The sequence below is a fragment of the Ruegeria sp. C9 genome (genome assembly GCF_056537585.1).
In genome coordinates, this window is sequence record NZ_JBQFRU010000007.1 from 243,803 (window position 1) to 265,004 (window position 21,202).

Annotated in this window: 25 protein-coding genes and 1 pseudogene; 14 read left to right on the top strand and 12 right to left on the bottom strand. The window is 56.1% G+C overall.

The genetic code is table 11. The features are described 5' to 3' along the window. Positions 1-157 precede the first annotated feature (157 nt). The 5 genes from thrS to ACR0NE_RS18915 all read left to right on the top strand — a co-directional run bounded on the left by thrS (position 158) and on the right by ACR0NE_RS18915 (position 4,842). Complete coding sequence (thrS, locus tag ACR0NE_RS18895) at positions 158-2,116, top strand: threonine--tRNA ligase (RefSeq protein ID WP_170596064.1); 1,959 nt, start codon at positions 158-160, stop codon at positions 2,114-2,116. 221 nt (positions 2,117-2,337) lie between these two features. Next, positions 2,338-2,640: a BufA1 family periplasmic bufferin-type metallophore gene (locus tag ACR0NE_RS18900; protein ID WP_010439128.1), complete on the top strand. Its 303-nt coding sequence runs from the start codon at positions 2,338-2,340 to the stop codon at positions 2,638-2,640. Positions 2,641-2,711: 71 nt separating this feature from the next. Further along, a complete protein-coding gene (gene bufB / locus ACR0NE_RS18905) occupies positions 2,712-3,569 on the top strand; it encodes an MNIO family bufferin maturase (protein WP_170404857.1) in 858 nt (285 codons plus the stop codon). Continuing rightward, complete coding sequence (locus tag ACR0NE_RS18910; RefSeq protein ID WP_170596066.1) at positions 3,566-4,327, top strand: HvfC/BufC family peptide modification chaperone; 762 nt, start codon at positions 3,566-3,568, stop codon at positions 4,325-4,327. The genes bufB and ACR0NE_RS18910 overlap by 4 nt, the downstream gene beginning before the upstream one ends. Further along, positions 4,324-4,842: a DoxX family membrane protein gene (locus tag ACR0NE_RS18915; RefSeq protein ID WP_170393639.1), complete on the top strand. Its 519-nt coding sequence runs from the start codon at positions 4,324-4,326 to the stop codon at positions 4,840-4,842. Before ACR0NE_RS18910 ends, ACR0NE_RS18915 begins: the two co-directional genes overlap by 4 nt. A gap of 1 nt (position 4,843) precedes the next feature. On the opposite strand, the gene ACR0NE_RS18920 is transcribed toward ACR0NE_RS18915, so the two are convergent. Further along, positions 4,844-5,212: a hypothetical protein gene (locus tag ACR0NE_RS18920; RefSeq protein ID WP_170596068.1), complete on the bottom strand. Its 369-nt coding sequence runs from the start codon at positions 5,210-5,212 to the stop codon at positions 4,844-4,846. A 42-nt stretch (positions 5,213-5,254) separates the two neighbouring features. Further along, complete coding sequence (locus ACR0NE_RS18925) at positions 5,255-5,572, bottom strand: ArsC/Spx/MgsR family protein (RefSeq protein WP_170596070.1); 318 nt, start codon at positions 5,570-5,572, stop codon at positions 5,255-5,257. Positions 5,573-5,786: 214 nt separating this feature from the next. Here ACR0NE_RS18925 and ACR0NE_RS18930 point away from each other — a divergent pair, with 214 nt between their 5' ends. Beyond that, entirely contained in the window at positions 5,787-5,993 is a 207-nt protein-coding gene (locus tag ACR0NE_RS18930) for a cold-shock protein (protein WP_008758035.1), read from the top strand. 115 nt (positions 5,994-6,108) lie between these two features. Here ACR0NE_RS18930 and thyX read toward each other — a convergent pair whose 3' ends face one another. Beyond that, a complete protein-coding gene (thyX, locus tag ACR0NE_RS18935) occupies positions 6,109-7,020 on the bottom strand; it encodes an FAD-dependent thymidylate synthase (protein ID WP_170393643.1) in 912 nt (303 codons plus the stop codon). A gap of 177 nt (positions 7,021-7,197) precedes the next feature. On the opposite strand from thyX, the gene ACR0NE_RS18940 reads away from it, so the two are divergent. The 3 genes from ACR0NE_RS18940 to ACR0NE_RS18950 are packed head-to-tail and all read left to right on the top strand — an operon-like array spanning position 7,198 to position 9,094. Further along, complete coding sequence (locus ACR0NE_RS18940) at positions 7,198-7,626, top strand: VOC family protein (protein WP_170393645.1); 429 nt, start codon at positions 7,198-7,200, stop codon at positions 7,624-7,626. Further along, positions 7,623-8,327: a DUF1194 domain-containing protein gene (locus ACR0NE_RS18945; protein ID WP_170596072.1), complete on the top strand. Its 705-nt coding sequence runs from the start codon at positions 7,623-7,625 to the stop codon at positions 8,325-8,327. The genes ACR0NE_RS18940 and ACR0NE_RS18945 overlap by 4 nt, the downstream gene beginning before the upstream one ends. Then, complete coding sequence (locus ACR0NE_RS18950; protein ID WP_170596074.1) at positions 8,324-9,094, top strand: DUF1194 domain-containing protein; 771 nt, start codon at positions 8,324-8,326, stop codon at positions 9,092-9,094. The genes ACR0NE_RS18945 and ACR0NE_RS18950 overlap by 4 nt, the downstream gene beginning before the upstream one ends. Here ACR0NE_RS18950 and ACR0NE_RS18955 read toward each other — a convergent pair. The 3 genes from ACR0NE_RS18955 to ACR0NE_RS18965 form a co-directional block, all read right to left on the bottom strand. Continuing rightward, the gene (locus ACR0NE_RS18955; RefSeq protein WP_170393651.1) at positions 9,041-9,538 is read right to left on the bottom strand and encodes a MarR family winged helix-turn-helix transcriptional regulator; all 498 of its coding nucleotides are present in this window, start codon (positions 9,536-9,538) and stop codon (positions 9,041-9,043) included. The two genes, ACR0NE_RS18950 and ACR0NE_RS18955, sit on opposite strands and share 54 nt — an antisense overlap. Positions 9,539-9,615: 77 nt before the next feature. After that, complete coding sequence (locus ACR0NE_RS18960; protein WP_170393653.1) at positions 9,616-9,873, bottom strand: succinate dehydrogenase assembly factor 2; 258 nt, start codon at positions 9,871-9,873, stop codon at positions 9,616-9,618. Further along, the gene (locus tag ACR0NE_RS18965) at positions 9,870-10,262 is read right to left on the bottom strand and encodes a helix-turn-helix domain-containing protein (protein ID WP_170393655.1); all 393 of its coding nucleotides are present in this window, start codon (positions 10,260-10,262) and stop codon (positions 9,870-9,872) included. Before ACR0NE_RS18965 ends, ACR0NE_RS18960 begins: the two co-directional genes overlap by 4 nt. A gap of 92 nt (positions 10,263-10,354) precedes the next feature. Between ACR0NE_RS18965 and ACR0NE_RS18970 the strand changes: the two genes are divergently transcribed. Then, on the top strand, positions 10,355-11,557 hold the full coding sequence (locus ACR0NE_RS18970; RefSeq protein WP_170596076.1) for a pyridoxal phosphate-dependent aminotransferase: 1,203 nt from the start codon (positions 10,355-10,357) through the stop codon (positions 11,555-11,557). A gap of 14 nt (positions 11,558-11,571) precedes the next feature. Further along, positions 11,572-11,973 carry a hypothetical protein gene (locus ACR0NE_RS18975; protein ID WP_170420988.1) on the top strand — a complete coding sequence of 134 codons (402 nt, stop codon included), beginning with the start codon at positions 11,572-11,574 and terminating at the stop codon, positions 11,971-11,973. 4 nt (positions 11,974-11,977) lie between these two features. On the opposite strand, the gene ACR0NE_RS18980 is transcribed toward ACR0NE_RS18975, so the two are convergent. From ACR0NE_RS18980 to ACR0NE_RS18995, 4 genes are all read right to left on the bottom strand, one after another. Beyond that, the gene (locus tag ACR0NE_RS18980) at positions 11,978-13,342 is read right to left on the bottom strand and encodes an MATE family efflux transporter (protein WP_170404822.1); all 1,365 of its coding nucleotides are present in this window, start codon (positions 13,340-13,342) and stop codon (positions 11,978-11,980) included. 129 nt (positions 13,343-13,471) lie between these two features. Next, the gene (gene ppk2 / locus ACR0NE_RS18985) at positions 13,472-14,401 is read right to left on the bottom strand and encodes a polyphosphate kinase 2 (RefSeq protein WP_170393663.1); all 930 of its coding nucleotides are present in this window, start codon (positions 14,399-14,401) and stop codon (positions 13,472-13,474) included. 169 nt (positions 14,402-14,570) lie between these two features. Next, positions 14,571-15,179, bottom strand: coding sequence for a peroxidase-related enzyme (locus ACR0NE_RS18990; protein WP_170596078.1), 609 nt, complete (start codon positions 15,177-15,179; stop codon positions 14,571-14,573). Positions 15,180-15,470: 291 nt separating this feature from the next. Further along, complete coding sequence (locus ACR0NE_RS18995; RefSeq protein WP_170393667.1) at positions 15,471-16,439, bottom strand: hypothetical protein; 969 nt, start codon at positions 16,437-16,439, stop codon at positions 15,471-15,473. Between the two features lie 304 nt (positions 16,440-16,743). On the opposite strand from ACR0NE_RS18995, the gene parE reads away from it, so the two are divergent. The 3 genes from parE (at position 16,744) to ACR0NE_RS19010 (ending at position 20,058) form a co-directional block, all read left to right on the top strand. Next, positions 16,744-18,702, top strand: a complete 1,959-nt coding sequence (gene parE / locus ACR0NE_RS19000) for a DNA topoisomerase IV subunit B (RefSeq protein WP_170596082.1) — start codon at positions 16,744-16,746, stop codon at positions 18,700-18,702. Positions 18,703-18,765: 63 nt separating this feature from the next. Beyond that, positions 18,766-19,455 (top strand): hypothetical protein, encoded by a 690-nt coding sequence (locus ACR0NE_RS19005; RefSeq protein WP_170596084.1) that lies wholly within the window; start codon positions 18,766-18,768, stop codon positions 19,453-19,455. 321 nt (positions 19,456-19,776) lie between these two features. After that, positions 19,777-20,058: a hypothetical protein gene (locus tag ACR0NE_RS19010; RefSeq protein ID WP_170420982.1), complete on the top strand. Its 282-nt coding sequence runs from the start codon at positions 19,777-19,779 to the stop codon at positions 20,056-20,058. Between the two features lie 59 nt (positions 20,059-20,117). Here the strand turns inward: ACR0NE_RS19010 and ACR0NE_RS19015 are convergent, their stop codons facing one another. Further along, positions 20,118-20,888, bottom strand: coding sequence for an alpha/beta fold hydrolase (locus ACR0NE_RS19015; RefSeq protein ID WP_170596086.1), 771 nt, complete (start codon positions 20,886-20,888; stop codon positions 20,118-20,120). Between the two features lie 58 nt (positions 20,889-20,946). Then, positions 20,947-21,202 (bottom strand): annotated as a pseudogene (locus tag ACR0NE_RS19020) (iron-containing alcohol dehydrogenase); the annotation flags it as partial.

A 21,202-nucleotide genomic window follows, 5' to 3' on the forward strand; every position in this document is an offset into this window, starting at 1 on the left:
ATCCTTCTTCATCTGGCTAAAAATACCTCGGGGAGTGCGAGGGGCTGGCCCCTCGCTCCTGCCCTTGACACCTGTGTCCCCACCTGCCACATGAGCCGAGCATACATAACCCGCAACCGGGCGTTCAGTGGGCGCCAAACCGACGAGGAGAGCCGATATGGCCCTGGACTCACAGTCAGTCTCCCTTACCTTTCCCGATGGCAATTCCCGATCCTATGAAGCAGGCGTTACGCCCGCACAGGTCGCCGCCGACATCTCGACCTCGCTGGCAAAAAAAGCCATTTCTGCCACGGTGAACGGACAGCATTGGGACCTGCAATGGCCAATCGAAGCCGACGCGCAAATCGCCATTCACACCATGAAGGACGAGGCGCAAGCCAATGAGCTGATCCGACACGATCTGGCGCATGTCATGGCCCGCGCCGTGCAAGAGATTTGGCCCGCAACCAAGGTCACCATCGGCCCCGTCATCGAAAACGGCTGGTACTATGACTTTGACCGTGAGGAACCGTTTACGCCCGAAGATCTCGGCCTCATCGAGAAAAAGATGAAAGAGATCATCAACAAGCGTGACCCGGTGACCACCGAGGTCTGGGATCGCGATCGCGCAATCGAGTTCTACAAGGCCAATAATGAGCCCTATAAAGTTGAACTGATCGAATCCATCCCGGGTGACGAACCGCTGCGCATGTATTGGCACGGACACTGGCAGGATCTCTGCCGTGGCCCGCACTTGCAGCATACCGGTCAACTGCCGGGCGACGCGTTCAAGCTGATGTCAATCGCCGGGGCTTATTGGCGCGGCGACAGCGACCGCGCAATGCTACAGCGCATCTATGGCGTGGCCTTCACCGGCAAGGAAAAGCTCAAGGCTCATCTGCACATGTTGGAAGAAGCCGCCAAGCGCGACCACCGCAAGCTGGGTCGCGAGATGGATTTGTTCCACATGCAGGAAGAGGCCCCAGGGCAGATTTTCTGGCACCCTAATGGCTGGACCATCTACACTCTTCTGCAAGATTACATGCGTCGGCAACAGCGCAAAGGTGGCTATGTTGAGGTCAACACCCCTCAGGTCGTCGACCGCAAGCTGTGGGTAGCCTCGGGTCATTGGGACAAATACCAAGAGAACATGTTCATCGTCGAAGTGGACGAGGAACATGCACGGGAAAAGGCGGTCAACGCCCTGAAACCGATGAACTGCCCCTGCCACGTGCAGATTTTCAATCAGGGGCTCAAATCCTACCGCGACCTTCCTCTGCGCATGGCCGAGTTCGGATCGTGTAACCGGTACGAACCTTCAGGCGCGCTGCACGGCATCATGCGCGTGCGTGGCTTTACCCAGGATGATGGCCATATCTTCTGCACCGAAGACCAGATCGAATCCGAAACCGCTGAGTTCATTCGGTTCCTGTCCGGGATCTACAAAGACCTCGGGTTTGAGAACTTCTCGGTCAAATTCTCGGATCGGCCGGAAAAACGCTCAGGATCGGACGAGGTCTGGGACAAGGCTGAAGCCGCCCTGCTCAGCGCAACCCGCGCGGCTGGGATCGAGCCGGAACTCAATCCGGGTGAAGGGGCATTCTACGGCCCGAAACTCGAGTTTGTTCTGACCGATGCGATCGGGCGGGATTGGCAATGCGGCACGCATCAGGTGGACTTTGTTCTGCCCGAGCGTTTGGACGCCACGTATATCGGCGCTGATGGTGGCAAACACCGCCCAGTTATGTTGCACCGCGCGACCTTGGGCTCGTTTGAACGTTTCATCGGCATTCTGATCGAAGAACACGCGGGCAAGCTGCCGTTCTGGCTGGCCCCGCGCCAGGTCGTTGTGGCCTCGATCACCTCCGAGGCCGATGAGTATGTGGCAGAAGTGGTCAGCACCCTTCGCGCAGCAGGCATCCGCGCCGAGGCGGATATTCGCAACGAGAAGATCAACTATAAAGTCCGCGAACATTCGGTTGGCAAAGTGCCGATCATTCTGGCCGTCGGTCACCGTGAAGTCGAAGATCGCACGGTCAGTGTCCGTCGCCTTGGCGAAAAACAGACGCAGGTCCAATCGCTTGAGGCTGTAACAAATGAGTTGAGCATGGCTGCAACGCCCCCCGATCTGCTGTAACATTCGGCAGCAAACCGCTAGAAATCCGGCCCGTTATTTTGGGCCGGATTGAAACAAATATCATTTTTCAATTCAAAAACAATTTGTTAACGTTCAAGGGTGCATGACGACCTTTGACGGGGTTGTGAGACACGGGCTCGTGAATTCAACTGCTGCCCCTGAACCATTACCTTGTCGTTGTCACAAGCAGACATTCGCAGTCATTAACAAGGATTACCAAGATGTCGAACACTGCAAAAACACTGGTTATCGCAAGCGCAGTTGCTGCAGCCGTTTCCGGCGCGGCCACAACCGCAACAGCCCAGGCCAAAGAAAAGTGCTATGGCGTTTCTCTGGCGGGTCAGAACGACTGTGCAGCCGGCCCCGGCACAACTTGCGCGGGCACTTCGACCGTCGACTATCAGGGCAACGCATGGACCCTGGTTGACGCAGGCACCTGCGCAGACATCGAGCTGCCGAAAACAGCAGACGGTGCAGATCGCAAAGGCTCGCTTGAGCCGCTGGAGCGTGACCTGCCTGCATAAGGCTTTTCCGAATGAACCAGAAAGGGCGGGCAGGATCGCCCGCCCTTTCCACGTGATCAGGGGATTTGCAAATGTTGGACAATGCGCTCAGATCGAACCGGCTGCCTGCAGCACCGGGCGTTGGTTACAAACCACAGCATTTCTCGCAGATTCTTGAACAGGCCAAGCCTGTGGCGTGGTTGGAAATCCATGCCGAAAACTACATGGGCGACGGTGGCAGACCGCTGGCACAGCTGCGCCACCTGTCCGAACAATTCCCCATTTCAGTGCATGGTGTCGGGCTGTCGATCGGCGGCGAAACGCCACTTGACCCTGATCACCTGGACCGCCTGAAGCATCTTATCGGCTGGTTGAACCCGGCCAGCTTTTCGGAGCATTTGGCCTGGTCAACCCATGACAGCCACTTCCTGAACGATCTACTTCCTCTGCCCTATACCGATGCCACTCTGGCCCGCGTTTGCGACCATATCGATCAGGTGCAAGAGGTGGTCGGGCGGCAAATGCTGTTAGAGAACCCCTCAAGCTATTTGGCTTTCGAGGAAAGCACATGGTCCGAACCTGATTTCTTGCGAGAAATCACCCGGCGCACCGGATGTGGGTTGCTGCTGGACGTGAACAACGTCTTTGTTTCAGCCACCAATCTGGATTTCTCACCGCAGGGCTATATTGATGCCTACCCGCTAGACCAAGTCGGTGAGATTCACCTGGGCGGGCATGACGAAGACGAAGACGATCATGGGCATCCCTTGCTGATCGACAGCCACGGGCGCGAAGTGGTGGACCCGGTCTGGGCGCTGCTGGACTACGTACTAGACAAATCCGGCCCCAAACCCCTGTTGATTGAATGGGACACCGATGTGCCGGACTGGCCAGTGTTACGGGCCGAAGCCGAGCGCGCGCAAAAAGCGCTGGATCGCGTGCCCGCATGAGCGTGTCGCAAACGACATTCCACACCGCGCTGCTGGATGCCAGCCAGCCCATCCCTGATGGCCTATTGGACGCCGAAGCGCAGCCCGCCGGTCGTCGCTTCAGCGTCTATCGCAACAACGTCGCCGTCTCGCTGACCGAGGCGATGCATCAGGCCTTCCCGGTCATCACAAAACTGCTGGGACCCCAGAATATGGACGGGCTGGCTGGAATATTCTTGCGCCGGCACCCGCCGTCCTCACCCCTGATGATGTTTTATGGCGAGGAATTCCCTAAATTTCTGGAAGGAATGGAGCAGTTATCGCATCTGGGCTACCTGCCAGATGTTGCCCGTCTGGAACTGGCGCTGCGTAGGGCTTACCACGCCGCTGATCGACAACCCATAGATGCCGAAGCGCTCAGCTTGCCACCGGAAGATTTGATGCAAGCCAAACTGACCCTCGCGCCGTCGGCGCAGGTGTTGCGTTCAAGCTGGCCCGTGCATGCGATCTGGCTATATAACACCGAAGAAGGCGCGCCGAAACCCGAGGCGGGCGCTCAGGATGTTTTGATCATGCGTCCCGATTACGACCCTGCCCCACACCCAATGCCACCGGGTGGTGCGGCATGGATCGCGCTGATTCAGGATGGCAAATCCATCGGTGAGGCATTTGAATCCACCATGGCCGAAACACCCGAATTTGATCTTGGAACCACTCTGGCACTGCTTTTGCAGGGCGGTGCAATAACTTCTGTGACTATCGAAAGGCTGGACACATGACTGCCCTGATCTCAACTTACAATAATGCGATGGAAAAAGCGGATCACGCGTCCGGTTGGCTGACACCAACCCTGGCTCGGGTGGTCTTTATCGCCGTGTTGTTCGTCTACTACTGGAACTCGGCCACGCTGAAAATCGACGGCTCGATCTTTTCGCCATCGGCCGGAGCCTTCGGTCAGATCTTTCCCAAAGCGGCCGAAGCGGTGCTGTATGATGTGACTCAGATGACCTTTTTCCAGCGGGTCGTCATCTTCTTTGGCACAGTGGCCGAATTTGTCCTGCCTGTGCTTTTGCTGGTCGGCCTGCTGACGCGCCTTGCCGCGCTTGGCATGATCGGATTTGTCTGGGTTCAAACACTGACCGATGTCACCGGGCATGGCATCAAACTGGGCGGCTTGTTCGACAACGCAATTACGTTGATGGATCAGCGCGTGATGTGGACATTCCTGCTGCTGGTGATTGTGATCAACGGCGCGGGTCCGCTGTCTCTGGATCGGTTATTACGCCTGAAGTGACCTAGAAATGTGCCTTGGGCTCGTCCGGTTTTCCTGCGGCGAGCCCGAGCAACCCTGCTGCGCCTGCAAAGGCAATCGGGAACATGGTGAAAACACCGAAGCCAAAGGCGTAGTACATCCCAGCGGCAGAAATCAGCAGCAAAATGCCTGCAATCAGAGCCCGCGAATGGGCCATCGCCCCGCCAACGATTGCCAACAAAGGCGCCACGATCGAAGCCGTCTGGATCAACTCGGGGTTCTCTACCTGCTCGGCAATGCCTTCGATCTCACCAAACTGGTCGATCAGTTCCACAAAGCCGTAGCCAAAAAAGCCGACGATCATCCCGATCAGCCCGGCAATGACGCCTAAAATCATGGCAGCGTTTCGCATTCACAGGTCTCCGCTTGTTGCCCGTGTCACATAAGCAGTTCTTCAGGCAACACCAAGGGCCTGAAGGGTTTCAGGCGTCCAGCCCAGATACATCTGACCATCGGATACTATCAATGGGCGTTTCATCAGGGTCGGATGATCAGCCAACAGCGCGAGCACCGGTCGATTGCGTGTGTCATCATCCAATCCCCGCCAGGTTGTTGATCGCGTATTGAGCAAGGCTTTGCCGAAAGTCTCGTACGCCTCGGACAGCACATTTTCGGGAACCCCTTGCGCGCGGACATCAACGAAAACCGCATCTGGAAGCAGTTTCAATGCCTTACGGCACGTATCGCAAGTTTTTAACCCATATAGCTGCATTATCTAACTAATCCTGTAATCGCTGCAAATTTAGACAAACCCATCAGGCTGCCCCAGTTATTCTTGATTTTTTACTTCACCGTGTAATGTTGAAAAAGGCGAAACACGCGACCCGGGCTGTATCGTGAGGGCGAACAGTGACGTGTGGCGGTTTTGCCAGCCAAGGCCCCCACCAATTTGTGGGACAACTTGTAAGTAGAAGGAGACACGGGAAATGCCAACCGGCACCGTGAAATGGTTTAATACAACCAAAGGCTATGGTTTTATTGCGCCCGATGAAGGGGGCAAAGATGTGTTTGTTCATATCTCGGCCGTAGAACGATCCGGTCTGACCGGACTCGCTGACAATCAGAAAGTCTCGTACGAGTTGCAGGACGGACGTGACGGCCGCCAAATGGCTGCTGATTTGAAGCCGCTGTAAGGCACAGCCCGCCCCGGCGGGAAAGATAAAAGAAGGTTGACGGCCAATTTCAGGCCGTTAACCGCAAACCCTAGTGAACGCGCCCACCTTGGGACGTGCTCGGTTTTCTGTTGAATCAACCCTCTCTGATAACAGCCTCAAACTCACGCCATTCCCGTGCGGTCATGCCTGAGTTTTCCTGAGTGACATCTTCACCGCTGAGCATCCGACGCAAGCAGGTCACCATCTGCGCCGAGAGGTTGACTGCGCCAAGGCGGTAGTCCTCAAACGCGCGGTAGGCAAACGGTACCCAGTCGGCGACAATCTTGCACATGGTATCTGCGTAAACGCGGATTTCGTACTGCGCGTGCGGGTCGGCACGCAGACGCAAGAAGTGGAACAAGTTGTGCAAGTCCACCTTCCAATACCATTGCGTATAAATGTTGGCTGGAAGGTTCATCCGCGCCAGTTCACGCGCAAGCCCTTGCTGGCCGTCCTGACCGATCATCGCCTCGTAGTTGTCATAGCAGCGCGCACTGTCCGCTTTCAGTATCTCCAACACACGCGCGGCCTCTTCGCCTTGCAATGTGTCTCCACGGCCCTGATTGTTAACCTCGGATTGCGCGGCGACATGTTCGGGTGCCGGGATATAGAACTCTCGATCCAGGATCGAATACCGCGCCGAATATTCGTTCACATTCGCCGTGCGGTGGCGGATCCACTGGCGGGCTACGAACACGGGCAGTTTGACGTGCAACTTGATCTCGCACATTTCAAACGGGGTCGAATGCCAGTGGCGCATCAGATAGCGGATCAGGCCTTCATCATTTTGCACCGACTTGGTGCCTTTGCCGTAGGAAACACGCGCGGCCTGACAGATCGCAGCATCGTCGCCCATATAGTCGATAACGCGGACAAATCCGTGATCCAGAACCTGATGCGCCGTGTACAGATGATCTTCCATACCTTCGGCAACGACGCGGCGGGTCGGGCTCGACTGTGCGCGTTGAGCTTCGATCTCGGCCAGTTGGTCGGCAGACAGAGGCATGAAATTATCCTTTCCAGCAATGAGTCGCCGACCACTATATATCGGCAAGCTTGCCATCGGAACCGCGATATGTGCGGCGCATTGCGCTAAATCGGAATTGTGTCCGGCCAGCCCCTCGACATGGGATGAAGGCGCGCTAAGGTGCTTGGCATCACAACCAATGCAAGGAAAGTCGCGATGGGGCTGACATATCTCCACACCATGGTCCGCGTGAAGGATCTTGAGAAATCCATAGCGTTTTATGAACTATTGGGCCTGAAGGAAACGCGTCGTTATGAAAGCGAGGCTGCGCGGTTCACACTGGTATTCCTCGCCCCACCGGGACAAGAGGACGCGCCCATTGAACTTACATACAACTGGGATGGCGACGACGCACTGCCAAGCGACAGCCGCCATTTCGGGCACCTCGCCTATGGCGTCGACAACATTTACGAGACCTGCCAGCATCTTCAGGACAATGGCGTCGTGATCAACCGCCCGCCACGCGACGGGCGTATGGCGTTCGTTCGCTCGCCCGACAATGTCTCGATCGAGTTGCTGCAAAATGGTGAAGCGTTAGCCCCGGCAGAGCCTTGGTCTAGCATGGAAAGCACCGGCCACTGGTGATCCGCTGGCTGGGAGCATTGGGGCTGGCTGTCGCGGGCAGCCCCCTTTGGGCCGAGACCTGCCGCCTGGCGCTGGCGCTGGCCATGGACATCTCGACCTCGGTGGACGCGACTGAGGATGCGCTGCAACGACAGGGGCTGGCCAACGCATTGATTGCGCCCGAGGTGCAGGAGGCTTTCTTCCTTTCACCTCAACCGGTTGCATTAGCCGTCTATGAATGGTCCGGCAGTTTCAACCAGACATTGCTTTTGGATTGGACGATAATTGATACTCGGGCCAATTTGATCTCCGCCGCGCATCGGATCGGCACATCGAAGCGATCGGAAGACGAGTTTCCAACTGCAATGGGTCACGCGCTGGCGTATGGGGCAACCCTGCTGGCGAGCGCCCCGAATTGTCTGTTCCAAACCATTGATATCTCGGGCGATGGCAAGAATAACGATGGCTACGGGCCACAGATCGCCTACAAGCACTTTCCGTTCGAAAACACGACCGTGAATGGTCTGGTGATCAATGCAGCTGATTTCGAAGGAGAAATCGACTTGATCCCGTTCTTTCAGAAAAATGTACTACACGGACCCGGTGCTTTTCTTGAGATCGCCGCCGGGTTCGAAGATTTTGAGCGTGCCATGCGTCGCAAACTGGAACGGGAATTGAAAGGATTGGAACTTAGTGCGTTGCAACCGGATAATGCGAAATGATCCGCCTGTGTGCGACACTTCTTTGCCTGCTGGCCAACCCGCTTTCAGCGCAATGTCGACAGGCTTTGGCGTTGGGAATGGATGTCTCTGGTTCGGTCGACAGTCGTGAGTACAGGTTGCAACTTAGTGGCCTTGCGGCCGCGTTGCGCCATCCCGAGGTGGTTCAACTGATCCTTTCAAACCCGTCTACCTTTGTACGGATCGCTATCTACGAATGGAGCGAACCTGGCCACCAACGCCTCTTGCTTGGTTGGACAGATGTTCGCTCGACTACTGATCTGCGTCGAATTCAGCAACATTTAGAAAGCACAACACGCTCATCAGCGCCGCAGGGAACGGCGGTCGGGTCGGCCATGTTGTACGGTGCTGAGATGTTGGAGAGCCAAAGCGATTGCTGGCGGCGAACACTGGATCTGTCCGGTGATGGCAAACACAATCTCGGACATCACCCACGGGATATAAAAGCCGCTCTGCAAAACACTGATATTACAATCAATGCCCTTGTAATCGGTATCGACGACCCCAATCCAGGAGACACCCGCCAGGTAGAGATTGGGGAGCTATCTGCTTATTACCACGCGTGGGTCATCCGAGGCCCCGATGCTTTCGTCGAAGTCGCCCTTGGCTTCGAAGCCTATGAAGATGCGATGACACGTAAACTGATCCGTGAGCTTGAAGGTCTGTCGCTCTCCCAAACTCAGCCATCAAAGCTATCAGTAGATATACCGAATCTGATCGGTCCAATATCGTTCGACCCGACGCAGTGAACCGGTGATCTCTTCAATCCCATCGGTCCCGATCACGCCGCGGTTTTGCAGCCCTTCTGCATGGCGGGCGAACAGGTCTGACACGATATCGCGAATCTCACGCCCACGCGGCGTCAGGCGTACCCGTACCGAGCGGCGGTCAATCTCGCATCGTTGATGGTGCATATAGCCCATCTCGACCAGTTTCTTAAGATTGTAGCTGACATTGCTGCCTTGATAGTAACCACGGCTCTTCAACTCTCCGGCGGTTACTTCATGGTCGCCTATGTTGAACAACAGCAGGGCCTGCACCGCGTTGATCTCAAGTACGCCGACACGCTCGAATTCATCCTTGATGACGTCCAGAAGCAAGCGATGCAGACGCTCGACCAGCGCCAACGCCTCAAGATAGCTCGTCATGAACCCCTTGGTCCCGGGCGCGGTGACCTGTAACTCCATACTCATTCAATCCTCCGATTCATCGCGCTGTTTCTGAAAACATGACGCGAATTCCCGAAAAATCGGTTAAGCCTGATGATTGCTTATTTTTGAAAGGTTTGCGCGATATCCGCGATCAATTCGGCCAGCGGTTCCGGCGGGCTGGCCTGACCAGTGACCCATTGATAAAGGTCCTGGTCATTTTCATGCAACAAGGCATCGTATGTGTCCAATCCCGCCTCGTCCATAGAAGACAGATTGCGATCGGCATATGCCGTCAGGATCAAATCCATCTCTTTGATGCCCCGCCGCATCGAACGCATTTTCATGCGCTTGATCCGGGTCTCGCGCGGCTCGGTCATTGATTGCGTTCCAATTTCAGACGCAGCGCTTTTTCGACGCGGGCCAGACGCTCGGAGTTGGCTCGCATCTCACCTCGGATCGTGCGTAGCTCTGCAACGAGATCGCGCAATTCCGAGTCCGTATCGCCATGCAGGCTTGTTTCGTCCATGCCGTCGCCCTCGCCCGTCAGAAGCCACATGATCGAGACATTCAGCAGCCCCGCCATCATCGACAGCTTGTTCGCGCGGGGTTCGGACAAATCATCTTCCCACGAAGTGATCGTGGCTTTTTTGACACCAAGCCTGCGGGCCAATTGGGTCTGCGTCATGCCTGCGGCTTCGCGTGCGCCAGCAACGCGATCCCCGAAGGTTGCGGTGTCCGGTCCGAACCAGTCTGTTTCGTCGTTCATCGGGGTCTCCAAAGGGTAAAACTCAATTGGCTTGATCGTTATTTCGGCGCACCCTATGACAGTCGGGCTGAACATACAAACCGAGGCCGACCATGAGTTTCCTGTCTGCGACACTGTCACGCGTAAAACCCTCGCCCACCATCGCGATGACGTCCAAAGCAGCCGAGCTGAAGGCCGCCGGGCGCGATGTGATCGGGCTGAGCGCAGGCGAGCCCGATTTCGACACGCCGCAGAACATCAAGGACGCCGCCGTGGCCGCCATCGCTGCGGGCAAGACCAAATACACTGCTCCGGACGGCATCCCCGAGCTGAAACAGGCGGTCTGCGCCAAGATGAAGCGTGACCACGGATTGGACTATACGCCCGCTCAGGTCTCGGTCGGGACCGGGGGTAAGCAGACGCTTTACAACGCGCTGATGGCTACGCTGAACGAGGGCGATGAGGTCCTCATCCCCGCGCCCTATTGGGTCAGCTACCCGGACATGGTGTTACTGGCCGGTGGCACACCCGTGATCGTCGAAACCTCGCTGCAGACCAATTTCAAACTGACAGCGGATCAACTGGAAGCCGCGATCACACCTAAAACGAAATGGTTCATCTTCAACTCACCCTCGAATCCCACCGGAGCGGGCTATAGCCGGGCTGAACTGAAAGAACTGACAGATGTCCTGATGCGGCATCCGCATGTTTGGGTGATGACCGATGATATGTATGAGCACCTGGCCTATGACGGGTTCGAGTTCTGCACGCCCGCACAGGTGGAACCGAGACTTTATGATCGGACGCTGACCTGCAATGGCGTCTCCAAAGCCTATGCCATGACCGGTTGGCGTATTGGCTATGCGGCAGGCCCGGTCGAGTTGATCGCCGCGATGCGCAAGGTGCAATCTCAATCAACTTCGAATCCCAGTTCGGTCAGCCAATGGGCAGCAGTCGAGGCTCTGAGTGGAACTCAAGCATTCCTTGCGCCGAATAATGAGATCTTCAAACGCCGTCGCGATCTGGTCGTCGACATGCTCAGCCAAATCGACGGTATCTCGTGCCCGACACCCGAAGGCGCGTTCTACGTCTATCCATCAATCGCAGGCTTGATCGGGAAAACCACACCCGCGGGCATTGTGATAGATTCGGACGAAACCTTCGCAATCGCCCTGCTGGAAGAGGCCGACGTGGCGGTTGTGTTTGGCGCAGCTTTTGGTCTGTCCCCCAATTTCCGCGTCAGCTATGCGACCTCTGATGAGGCCCTGACTGAAGCCTGCACACGCATCCAACGTTTTTGCGCCGCGCTCACCTGATACCGGAGTTTGTTATGTCCACAGCCCTGCCTGAGTACTATTTCCGCGTGCGCGAAAATGGAGCAGCGGTGTTCAGGATCGACACGGAAAATCGCCATCGCCGGATCGAGATGGAACAGATCGCGGTTATCAACATCCGCAATGGCGAGGTCAAACCGCAGGGCCAGCGTGTACTAAGCGACGCCGACAACGATGAAATCGCGCGCTGGATGGAAGAGCGCAAAGCCCTGCTATCCCGCCGCGATGTGGATGATATACACCGTGCGGTTGACTACCTGAATCTGACCACGCAATGGGCTCAGTCTAAAGCAACGGATGCGCAATTAGAGGACGTGACCGACCCATTGCTGATGGCAATGCACGACTTGCGGTCGGTACTTGTTCGAAAGAAATCCGACCGGATGAGCAAAGAATGATCCCCTATGCGGGAACTTCTCCTACATCGCGCACCGACCTTAGCCAGAAGCGCGCCATCAGCAATACGGCAGCACAAGCGAGGCCAATCACGAGGCCAAGCCAGACTCCGATCCCCTCCATACCTTGAACAAAGCCGAAATAGTACGAAGCGGGGATACCGATCACCCAATAGCTGAGTGCGGCCATCACCATCGGTATTTTTGCATCCTGCAAACCTCGCAACAGGCCTAGTGCGATGACCTGCGCCCCATCGACCAGCTGGAACAACGCAGCCATCGCCAGCAGGCCAGTACCGATTAGCAGGATCTGTGGCCGCTGCGGATCATCGGCCTCCATAAACAGCGAGATCAGGGGCTCAGCGCATGTCAGGAATAGAACAATCGTCAAGACCGACACGATCAACGACATCCCGGTCACCGTAATCGCGCCTTTCTCAAGATGCGCCCGATCCCGTCGACCCAACGCGTTGCCCGCCCGAATAGTCGCCACATTAGACAGGCCCAAATGAACCATGAACGTCGCCGAGGCGAGGTTTAACGCAATCCCGTGAGCTGCCAGCGGCACTGGACCCAACCAGCCCATCATGACAGCAGAGATCGCGAATAACGACACCTCCGCCAGTGTCGTCAGACCGATGGGAACGCCCAAACGCAGCACGCTCATGAACATCTCCCAATCCGGGCGCCAAAACCGCTGAAACAAGCTGTGTTCCGGCAACGCACGCACCGCATAGATCACGACCGCCACCAATGATACGATCTGCGTCACCACTGACGCGATAGCCGCACCAATCACCCCAAGTTCGGGCGCGCCCCAGTTTCCGAAGATCAGCGCATAGTTGGTCACGCCATTGACCACAGCTGCAACAATCGTGATCCACAGCACAATCTGCGTCCGCTCAAGCGCGGCCAAATAGGACTTCAGGACCATCACCAACAGCGCCGGGAACAAGCCCCACCCCGCGACCCGCAGGTATACTGACGCAGTTTCAGCGACTTGCGGCTCTTGCTTCAAAGCAATCAGGATCGGATGGGACCACCACAAAAGGGGCATCATCACCGTCGCATAGATCAGTGATAGCCACAGACCCATACGAGTGGAGCGGCGAATGCTGGTCTCATTCTCCTCGGCGGCAGCGGTCGCCACCATTGGCATTACGGCCCACCCAAACCCGGCACCAAACAGGAACAGGACGAAGTAATAGCTGTTGGCCAGCGTCACGGCAGCCAACGCCTCGACCCCGTACCAGCCTAGCATGACGGTATCGGTCAAACCAATCGCATACTGTGCCAGATGCCCGCCAATCAATGGCAGGCCCAGCACCGCGATTGCGCGCAAATGGCCGGGATATGTCATCACCTTGTTCATTCCGCCAGCCTTAGGCTTGCGCGCTGCCCGAGACAAGAGCGGAACAAACTTATTTCATAATGAGACTAACGAGAACAAAGCGACGCTCGCCATCACCTTTGGTGCAACGGCTTTACAGTTTATCGATTTTCAGCCGATCTTCGCGTCAGGATGCAGCGCTGTCCCCAGAATATGGTCCGAGTTATGAATTACGTGATGCGCCTGCCCAACTATCAACGGATCAGGCTCACCAACGATCCTGAGGTCTTTGTCCGGGTAGTCCAGCGTCGACAGAAAATGCCGCATGCAGTTCAGACGCGCGCGTTTCTTGTCGTTGGATTTGACAATCGTCCAGGGCGCATCAGCGGTGTCGGTGTAGAAGAACATCGCCTCTTTCGCCTCGGTATAATCATCCCATTTGCTCAGGCTAGCCTTGTCAATCGGTGACAGTTTCCATTGCTTCAACGGATCAGTTTCACGACTCCCAAAGCGCCGCTGCTGCTCTTCCTGCGTGACCGAGAACCAGTACTTGTAAAGTTGAATGCCCGAGCGCACCAGCATCCGCTCCAACTCGGGTGTCTGCCGCATGAATTCCAGATACTCATTGGGTGAGCAGAAGCCCATCACCCGCTCGACGCCCGCACGGTTGTACCAGGACCGATCATAAAACACCATCTCGCCCACGGTGGGCAGCTGCTGCACATAACGCTGGTAATACCACTGCCCCTTCTCCTCATCCGTCGGCTTGTTCAATGCGACCACACGCGCCTGACGCGGGTTCAGATGCTCCATAAACCGCTTGATGGTCCCACCCTTGCCGGCGGCGTCGCGGCCCTCGAACAACAGCACAAACCGCTGCCCGGTCTCCTGCGCCCACAATTGAACCTTCAGCAACTCTGCCTGCAGCTCGGCCTTTTGCGCCTCGTAATCCTTGCGTGCCATCTTGCGGCCATAGGGGTACTTGCCGCTCTCAAAAGCTTGCCGGATTTTCTCGGATGTTGGTGCCGAGGCATCCGTCTTCAGGTCAGTTACAGCTTTGATCTGAGATGATTTTTGTTTGATCTGGGGTGCCGCATCCATACATGTTCTCCTCGGTTTCACTGTCGAGGAGATGCTTAGCCGATTGTCACACGGCGCGCTTTGATTGGTGTCAAATTGACATAGGTTTTATCGGGGCGTCAAAGAACAAGCCTATGCCCGTTCTTTACATGATCCCAAAATACATAGGGGGGAGCGGCCAGCCCCGCACTTACCGATGTCCCCAATCATCAGGATTGTCCGAGTTGTTCGGCGACAAGCCCAAAACGTCTCCGTCAGTCGAACACCCCAAACCCAAAACGGTTCTGTTCGCATAGGAGAAATAAGAACACACCTGATTGATCTCCAGAATCTCGCCATCTTCCCACCCCGCCTCTCGCAGAGCGATCACGTCCGCCTCGGTCAGATCACCGGGTGCCTCGGTCAGCTTGCGCGCATATCTCATCGCTTCGACCTGTGCCGCGTCCAGCGGGGCCGAGGCCGGATCACGCGCCTCAATCGCCGCACGGATCGCATTGCCGCGCACCTCATCATGCAGCAACCGCTGCAATCCGGAAAAGTGATGTTCTACGCAGTATCCACACTTGTTCAGAGAGCTGACCCACACGCCCAGCACCTCAAGAAACCACTTCGGTATCTTGTTGCCCGAGTGATGCAGCACGGCCTTATACATCGCCATATGGCCTTCCATCGAATGCGGCCGCAGGCTGTGCGCCATCATGATATTGTCCACATTGTTGTCCGGTCCGGTGACCCGGTCATAGAGTTTGCGCAGCCTACCGGTGGCCTCGGCATAAGGGATGGTTTTGATCCAGCTCATTTGGGGTCCTGTTGTCTCGATTGCATCGTAACCGCAGACTAAGAGCGCTTTGAGCAGGTGGCGAGACGAATTCGACGAGAGTACACTAATGAGCCCTGAGCAGTCATCGCCTATTAGCTTGATTGCTGCGCATGCATTAGGCCGCTGGCATTCCAAAGCCACCGGTCATTTCGAGGTTAGCGTGCGGTTTAGGCCGGGGCCACTTGTTTCCAATGAGCCAAGGACAATGAACTTTTTTCGTGAGATGTGCCATGCACGAGCGCCGAACTTTTTTGCAAATCAAACCGACCCTTAGCTACCCACCTCTCTGAAGACCAGCAGGGGTGTGATACCGAACGCTTCCGATGGCCTACCCAGCAACTGACGAGTTATAGGTTCAATCTGGCCGAAAAGGACATGTACAATTTGCTCGACGCCTACATTGTGCACGATTTCAGGTGTTTCGGTTATACTGGGGTACGCGTCTAGGATACCGACTACGGCCCAAGTGCCAGGTATTGGCCCGCCGTATTTCAGCAGATGATCTGAGGCCGTTGACATCATTCCACGCTCATCCAGAATGCCCCAACCAACCGGATCGTCACCGATTGTAATCTGAGCCGGGTGAGGCAACACATCGATCATCTCAAAGAAAAGGTCGATCTCGCTTGGCAGCGCCCTTTCCTTTCGCTTCTGTTTACGTTCATTTCTGCTTTCAGACGCAGGTTGGGTATCGGCTCCAAGTTCCGCAAAAGCCCTGAAAGTCGGCAACCCCCACAACTTCTTCAAAGTTGCAAAGTCTCGAATTTGGACAGGGCCGGTAATCAAAACCAAGTCACCGAGCGTTGCTTCATTGAGGCTTCGTTTTAGCAGGTCTTTCTCTTCAATCTGATCCAAGAAACTCAGTGCGTTAATCCATTTCGGATCATATGATCTCTGACTAGCTTCTGCATGCGACTTATGATTTCCACCTGCTACCGTGTGGGTGGCAGAAACAACCGCCGCATTGCCCTTTGTATCCACCGAACTGCTCTCTGAGGTACCCTTCTCTGCGGAGACATCATGCACGATACTGGTCAAATTACCGAAATTGCTAAATTGCGAAATGATCGTGCCAATCCGTGAGTGGTCTGCATACACGAAATCAAAAACGGAAACGTTTGACTGTGCCTCTTGCCCCTTCTCTGATGCGCTCAAATTGTTCTTCGACGTCCTGTTCAATTTTTCTGCCTTCTTTCGAAATAACTTCTGCTCGCCGCCGGATTTCGCGTGCCTCTTCACTCTGAACGCTTTCCTCAGATCGCGCTCGCTTCGAACTACTCTGTTTGTATACGGATTTTTTCATTATCGAATCCTCGGCGACACTGATGATACAGGCAGAACTCACCCAACACACAAAAAACTTTTGATAGGCCCCAAACGCCAGAGTGTTACCCCACAAAGCCGCCATTAACCAAAGTAGTTATCGCAACCGCAGAGAAGGCCTGCTCGTGTGGCCAAACCATCCACAACACCTCGCGTCCCTCTTCCCCCGGACCACATCACCTGCCATAATGGGAGAAACTCAAAAATAAGAGCAGCACCCATGCCCGACGATCTGTTGACGCCAGAAGCGACCTCCACCTATGACGCCTCGTCCATCGAGGTGCTCGAAGGGCTGGAACCGGTACGCAAACGCCCCGGCATGTATATCGGCGGCACCGATGAGCGCGCGCTGCACCACATGGTGGCCGAAATCCTCGACAACTCGATGGACGAGGCCGTCGCTGGCCATGCCAATCGGATAGAGGTCGAGCTGCACGCAGATTACGCCCTGACCGTTCGTGACAACGGGCGCGGCATTCCGATCGACCCGCATCCCAAGTTCCCCGACAAGTCGGCACTTGAAGTGATCCTCTGTACCCTGCACGCAGGCGGTAAATTCTCGGGCAAGGCGTATCAGACTTCGGGCGGTCTGCACGGTGTGGGTGCATCGGTGGTGAATGCCTTGTCGGATTCGATGGTCGTGCAGGTGGCACGCGACAAGCAGCTATTCGAACAACGCTTCTCGCGCGGTATCCCTCTAGGACCGGTGGAAAAAGTAGGCGCAGCGCCCAACCGGCGCGGTACAACCGTCACGTTCCACGCCGACGCGGACATCTTCGGCCACCACAAATTCAAACCCGCGCGCCTATTCAAATCCATCCGTTCAAAGGCCTACCTGTTCTCTGGCGTGGAAATCCGCTGGAAATCCGCCATCGACGACGGTGAAACCCCGACCGAGGCCACCTTCCACTTCCCCGGCGGCCTGTCGGACTATCTGAAGGAGACGATGAACGGCTCGTCGACCTATGCCGAGCAGCCCTTTGCTGGCACCGTGGACTTTAACGAGAAGTTCGGCACCCCCGGCAAAGTCGAATGGGCGATCAACTGGACACCTTCGCGCGACGGGTTCATCCAGTCCTACTGTAACACTGTCCCCACCCCCGAAGGCGGCACCCATGTCGCCGGTTTCTGGGCTGCGGTCCTCAAGGGGATCAAGGCCTATGGCGAGCTGATCAATAACAAGAAAGCAGGTCAGATCACCCGTGACGACCTGATCACCGGCGGCTGCGCGCTGGTGTCCTGCTTTATCTCGGAACCGGAATTCGTCGGCCAAACCAAAGACCGTCTGGCCACGGTCGAGGCGCAGCGGCTGGTCGAAAACTCGGTCCGCGACCATTTCGACAACTGGCTGGCGGCTGACACGAAATCCGCCGGGGCGATCCTCGACTTCCTCATCCTGAGGGCCGAAGAACGCCTGCGCCGACGGGCCGAGAAGGAAACACAACGCAAGTCCGCCACAAAGAAACTTCGTCTCCCCGGCAAGTTGGTGGACTGTAGTAGTTCAACACGGGACGGCACGGAATTATTCATCGTCGAGGGCGACTCGGCGGGTGGCTCTGCCAAAATGGGCCGTGACCGCAAGACACAAGCCCTGCTGCCGCTGCGCGGCAAGATCCTGAACGTGCTGGGCGCGGCCAGTTCGAAACTGGGCACCAATGCCGAGATCAACGATCTGACCCAAGCGCTGGGTGTCGGCCTTGGTACCAAGTTCAACGTCGACGACCTGCGTTATGACAAGGTCATCATCATGACCGATGCGGATGTGGACGGGGCGCATATCGCCTCGCTGCTGATGACGTTCTTCTTCACCCAGATGCGGCCGATGATCGACGCGGGCCACCTCTATCTAGCCTGCCCGCCCCTCTATCGCCTGACCCAAGGCGCCAAGCGCGTCTATTGTCTGGACGAGGCCGAGCGCGACGAGTGGCTGGAAAAAGGTCTGGGCGGCAAAGGCAAGATCGACGTCTCGCGCTTCAAGGGTCTGGGCGAAATGGACGCCAAGGACCTGAAAGAGACCACAATGGACCCAGCCTCGCGCAAACTGATCCGCGTCACGATTGATGAGGACGAACCCGGCGAAACCGGCGATCTGGTCGAGCGCCTGATGGGCAAGAAACCCGAACTGCGGTTCCAATACATTCAGGAGAACGCGCGGTTTGTTGAGGAGTTGGATGTATAGAGAAATTGCTTTGAAAAAATTCAGTTTCACGAAGGTTTTGCTTTTGGCCTTTTTGTAGCCGCGATGTGTTCAGCAGTTACCTTTGCTGCAGTTGTTGACTGGAAACTGAACCAAGAAACATTTGTAGATATTCTGTTGGCGATTTCCGCACTTGGTGCAGCAGCATTGACGATTCAATCGATCCGAAAGCAGATGCAACAAGAACGCGAGCTGACGATCGAACAACTGCTCAGAAAACTCAATGCAGATCGAGCGCTGTTGGGTTTTGCTTTGCATGATCTTCACGATATTTTTCTAAACGCTTCAAGACAAGCAATATACCCAAAAGCTGGTTACAATCTGGATTGGGGCAAAATTGTCAATTGTTGTGAAGCGGTCGGGAAATGCGTGGAAAACGCGGACCCTGAAAGCTCTAAAGTGCTGGCCGGTTTAATGTCAAAGGCTCAATATTTAACTGCTAGACACAAAGAGGCATTAGAAAGCGAAGCGCTTTTGTCTTCCGATGACACCTGCGATGATTTTTTCATGGACACGCTGATAGTTTCCAAATCCGAAGTAGCGGTCCAAATGCTAGAATTTGTGCTACTTTGTGCTGCAGGTTTCAATTACGCTAGGCTCAATGCTGATACATTTGAAGAGCCACAATTTGATGGTCAGGGTTTAGCCGCGTCTTTCTGCAACTATGTTTCTCACAAAGCGGAAGGCCACCCGCTTTGGCATAAAATACAATACCACTGTAATCAGCAAGCGTAGGATGGGTGCTCGCACCCATCAAATTTCCCGCGTCCTGTGGTAGGTTTAAGCCCCAATCCTACTTGATTACACCTGTCGCGTCAGCCTATACGGGCGAATTGGGTGCTTGCTTGATGCATTGCATCGAGCATTTGGTGGATAGCGCGGAACGTGTCCCCAACCCGTGGGCCATGCTTCAGCCCGGCACACCGCAACCCCCTTGCCTAACCCGTTGATCTCGTTCACACTTACCCTCAACCCGTCATCCAAGAACGACATTTGAGGTTCTGAGCGTCCAAGACCCAATTTAACCACGAACAATTTTCCGAACGGGAGGACGACATGAAAACACTAACCCTAGGGCTGGCCCTGACCCTGCTGGCCTCGGCAGCCCCCGCGCAGCAGATGCTCAGCACTGCATCCCCAATCCCAGACGGCGCCGAGACGCGGTTTTGCTACTATGACGGCATGGCCTATTCGCCAGACGCCTTCATCCTGCTGACCGGTGACAACACCGTAACCTCAACCATCAGCACGCGCGAGGAACGCTTGCTGCGGTGTCATCGCAATGACGATGGCTCTCTGGTCTGGAAACCGCAGAGCACGTTTCAAACCAACAACTGACGTAGGATGGGTTTCCAACCCATCAAAGCGGAGCGGGGACGATGGGGTAAAACCCCATCTTACCCAACATTCCGATCCAACCAGTCGGCAATCTGTTCGGCTGGGCCTTCCCAGTCCGGCTCCATGAACAGAAAATGCGCGTGGTTCTCGGCGGGCAGGAAAGTCGCGCGGTCTCCATAAAGCTTCGCCAGAGCACGGCAGGTGTTGGGGTTCACGGCCCGGTCCTCGGTGCCTGAAACGATCAGCACCGGGCAATCGACCTTGTCGATGTCCACCTTCATCGCGTGGTGGTCGTCGAACATCCAGAAGAACATCTCGAACATCACCCGCCCGCTTTCGGGGCCGAGCTGGTCGAACACCTCATGCTGCTGCGCCTCGGGCATCTTGTTGAGCGCAAAGGGGGCCATCAGATCGAAATCAACGCGCATGGGCTGTTTCCAGAACGCCCCACCCTCCATCAACGCGCGCGGCACGGCACGTTCGTCGTCGGTTTCGGGCAATGTGCCCCAGGCCGCGTTTGGGTTGATCAGGACAATTGCGCTGGCCAGACCCCGTGACGCCACCTTCTGCGCCACTACCCCCGCAATGGCATGGCCCAGTAGAACAGGTTTGCTCTCCAACCCCTGCACGAAGTCTGCAATGTCATCGGCATAATCCATGACGCTGGCATCGGTCAGGCCAGGATCGGGATCGGCCTTGGGGTTCCCGCCATGATAGCGCAGCGCGGGCGTGTGCACCGTCCAGCCGCGCGCACGAAAGAAACCGGCGTAATCCTGCATGCACCACGGCCCGGCAAAGGCCCCATGGATCAGAACAATCTCTTTTGTCATGAAAATCTCCCTCACCTCTGTCCAGTATGAGAGGTGAGGGATCGGTTCGGCAAGCCTGTTAGTGTGCTGCGTTGAAGAGCGTTGTCAGGTTTTCTTCGGTCAATTCGATCGGATTCCCTCCGCATGAGGGGTCGATGATTGCGCCTTGTACCAGTTCGGGGATGGCGGCTTTGGTGACGCCGAGGTCGGAGAGATTGCGGGGGATGGCGAGGCTGTCGTTGAACTCTTGCACGAAGCTGCGGAAGCCGTCGAAGCCGCCGTCGATGCCCAGATAGGCGGCGGCTTGCTGGAAGCGGTCGGCGATGACTGGCGCG

Excerpts from the sequence above, each read along its gene's own strand:
- ppk2 (WP_170393663.1), bottom strand. The coding sequence starts at position 14,401 with ATGGATGCGGCACCCCAGATCAAACAAAAATCATCTCAGATCAAAGCT.
- ACR0NE_RS18950 (WP_170596074.1), top strand. The coding sequence starts at position 8,324 with ATGATCCGCCTGTGTGCGACACTTCTTTGCCTGCTGGCCAACCCGCTT.
- ACR0NE_RS18940 (WP_170393645.1), top strand. The coding sequence starts at position 7,198 with ATGGGGCTGACATATCTCCACACCATGGTCCGCGTGAAGGATCTTGAG.
- ACR0NE_RS18980 (WP_170404822.1), bottom strand. The coding sequence starts at position 13,342 with ATGAACAAGGTGATGACATATCCCGGCCATTTGCGCGCAATCGCGGTG.
- ACR0NE_RS18920 (WP_170596068.1), bottom strand. The coding sequence starts at position 5,212 with ATGCGAAACGCTGCCATGATTTTAGGCGTCATTGCCGGGCTGATCGGG.
- ACR0NE_RS18990 (WP_170596078.1), bottom strand. The coding sequence starts at position 15,179 with ATGAGCTGGATCAAAACCATCCCTTATGCCGAGGCCACCGGTAGGCTG.
- ACR0NE_RS18925 (WP_170596070.1), bottom strand. The coding sequence starts at position 5,572 with ATGCAGCTATATGGGTTAAAAACTTGCGATACGTGCCGTAAGGCATTG.
- ACR0NE_RS18900 (WP_010439128.1), top strand. The coding sequence starts at position 2,338 with ATGTCGAACACTGCAAAAACACTGGTTATCGCAAGCGCAGTTGCTGCA.
- ACR0NE_RS19005 (WP_170596084.1), top strand. The coding sequence starts at position 18,766 with ATGTGTTCAGCAGTTACCTTTGCTGCAGTTGTTGACTGGAAACTGAAC.
- ACR0NE_RS18915 (WP_170393639.1), top strand. The coding sequence starts at position 4,324 with ATGACTGCCCTGATCTCAACTTACAATAATGCGATGGAAAAAGCGGAT.
- ACR0NE_RS19010 (WP_170420982.1), top strand. The coding sequence starts at position 19,777 with ATGAAAACACTAACCCTAGGGCTGGCCCTGACCCTGCTGGCCTCGGCA.
- ACR0NE_RS18955 (WP_170393651.1), bottom strand. The coding sequence starts at position 9,538 with ATGAGTATGGAGTTACAGGTCACCGCGCCCGGGACCAAGGGGTTCATG.
- ACR0NE_RS18965 (WP_170393655.1), bottom strand. The coding sequence starts at position 10,262 with ATGAACGACGAAACAGACTGGTTCGGACCGGACACCGCAACCTTCGGG.
- ACR0NE_RS18970 (WP_170596076.1), top strand. The coding sequence starts at position 10,355 with ATGAGTTTCCTGTCTGCGACACTGTCACGCGTAAAACCCTCGCCCACC.
- parE (WP_170596082.1), top strand. The coding sequence starts at position 16,744 with ATGCCCGACGATCTGTTGACGCCAGAAGCGACCTCCACCTATGACGCC.
- thyX (WP_170393643.1), bottom strand. The coding sequence starts at position 7,020 with ATGCCTCTGTCTGCCGACCAACTGGCCGAGATCGAAGCTCAACGCGCA.
- ACR0NE_RS18910 (WP_170596066.1), top strand. The coding sequence starts at position 3,566 with ATGAGCGTGTCGCAAACGACATTCCACACCGCGCTGCTGGATGCCAGC.
- ACR0NE_RS18975 (WP_170420988.1), top strand. The coding sequence starts at position 11,572 with ATGTCCACAGCCCTGCCTGAGTACTATTTCCGCGTGCGCGAAAATGGA.
- ACR0NE_RS19015 (WP_170596086.1), bottom strand. The coding sequence starts at position 20,888 with ATGACAAAAGAGATTGTTCTGATCCATGGGGCCTTTGCCGGGCCGTGG.
- thrS (WP_170596064.1), top strand. The coding sequence starts at position 158 with ATGGCCCTGGACTCACAGTCAGTCTCCCTTACCTTTCCCGATGGCAAT.
- ACR0NE_RS18930 (WP_008758035.1), top strand. The coding sequence starts at position 5,787 with ATGCCAACCGGCACCGTGAAATGGTTTAATACAACCAAAGGCTATGGT.
- bufB (WP_170404857.1), top strand. The coding sequence starts at position 2,712 with ATGTTGGACAATGCGCTCAGATCGAACCGGCTGCCTGCAGCACCGGGC.
- ACR0NE_RS18960 (WP_170393653.1), bottom strand. The coding sequence starts at position 9,873 with ATGACCGAGCCGCGCGAGACCCGGATCAAGCGCATGAAAATGCGTTCG.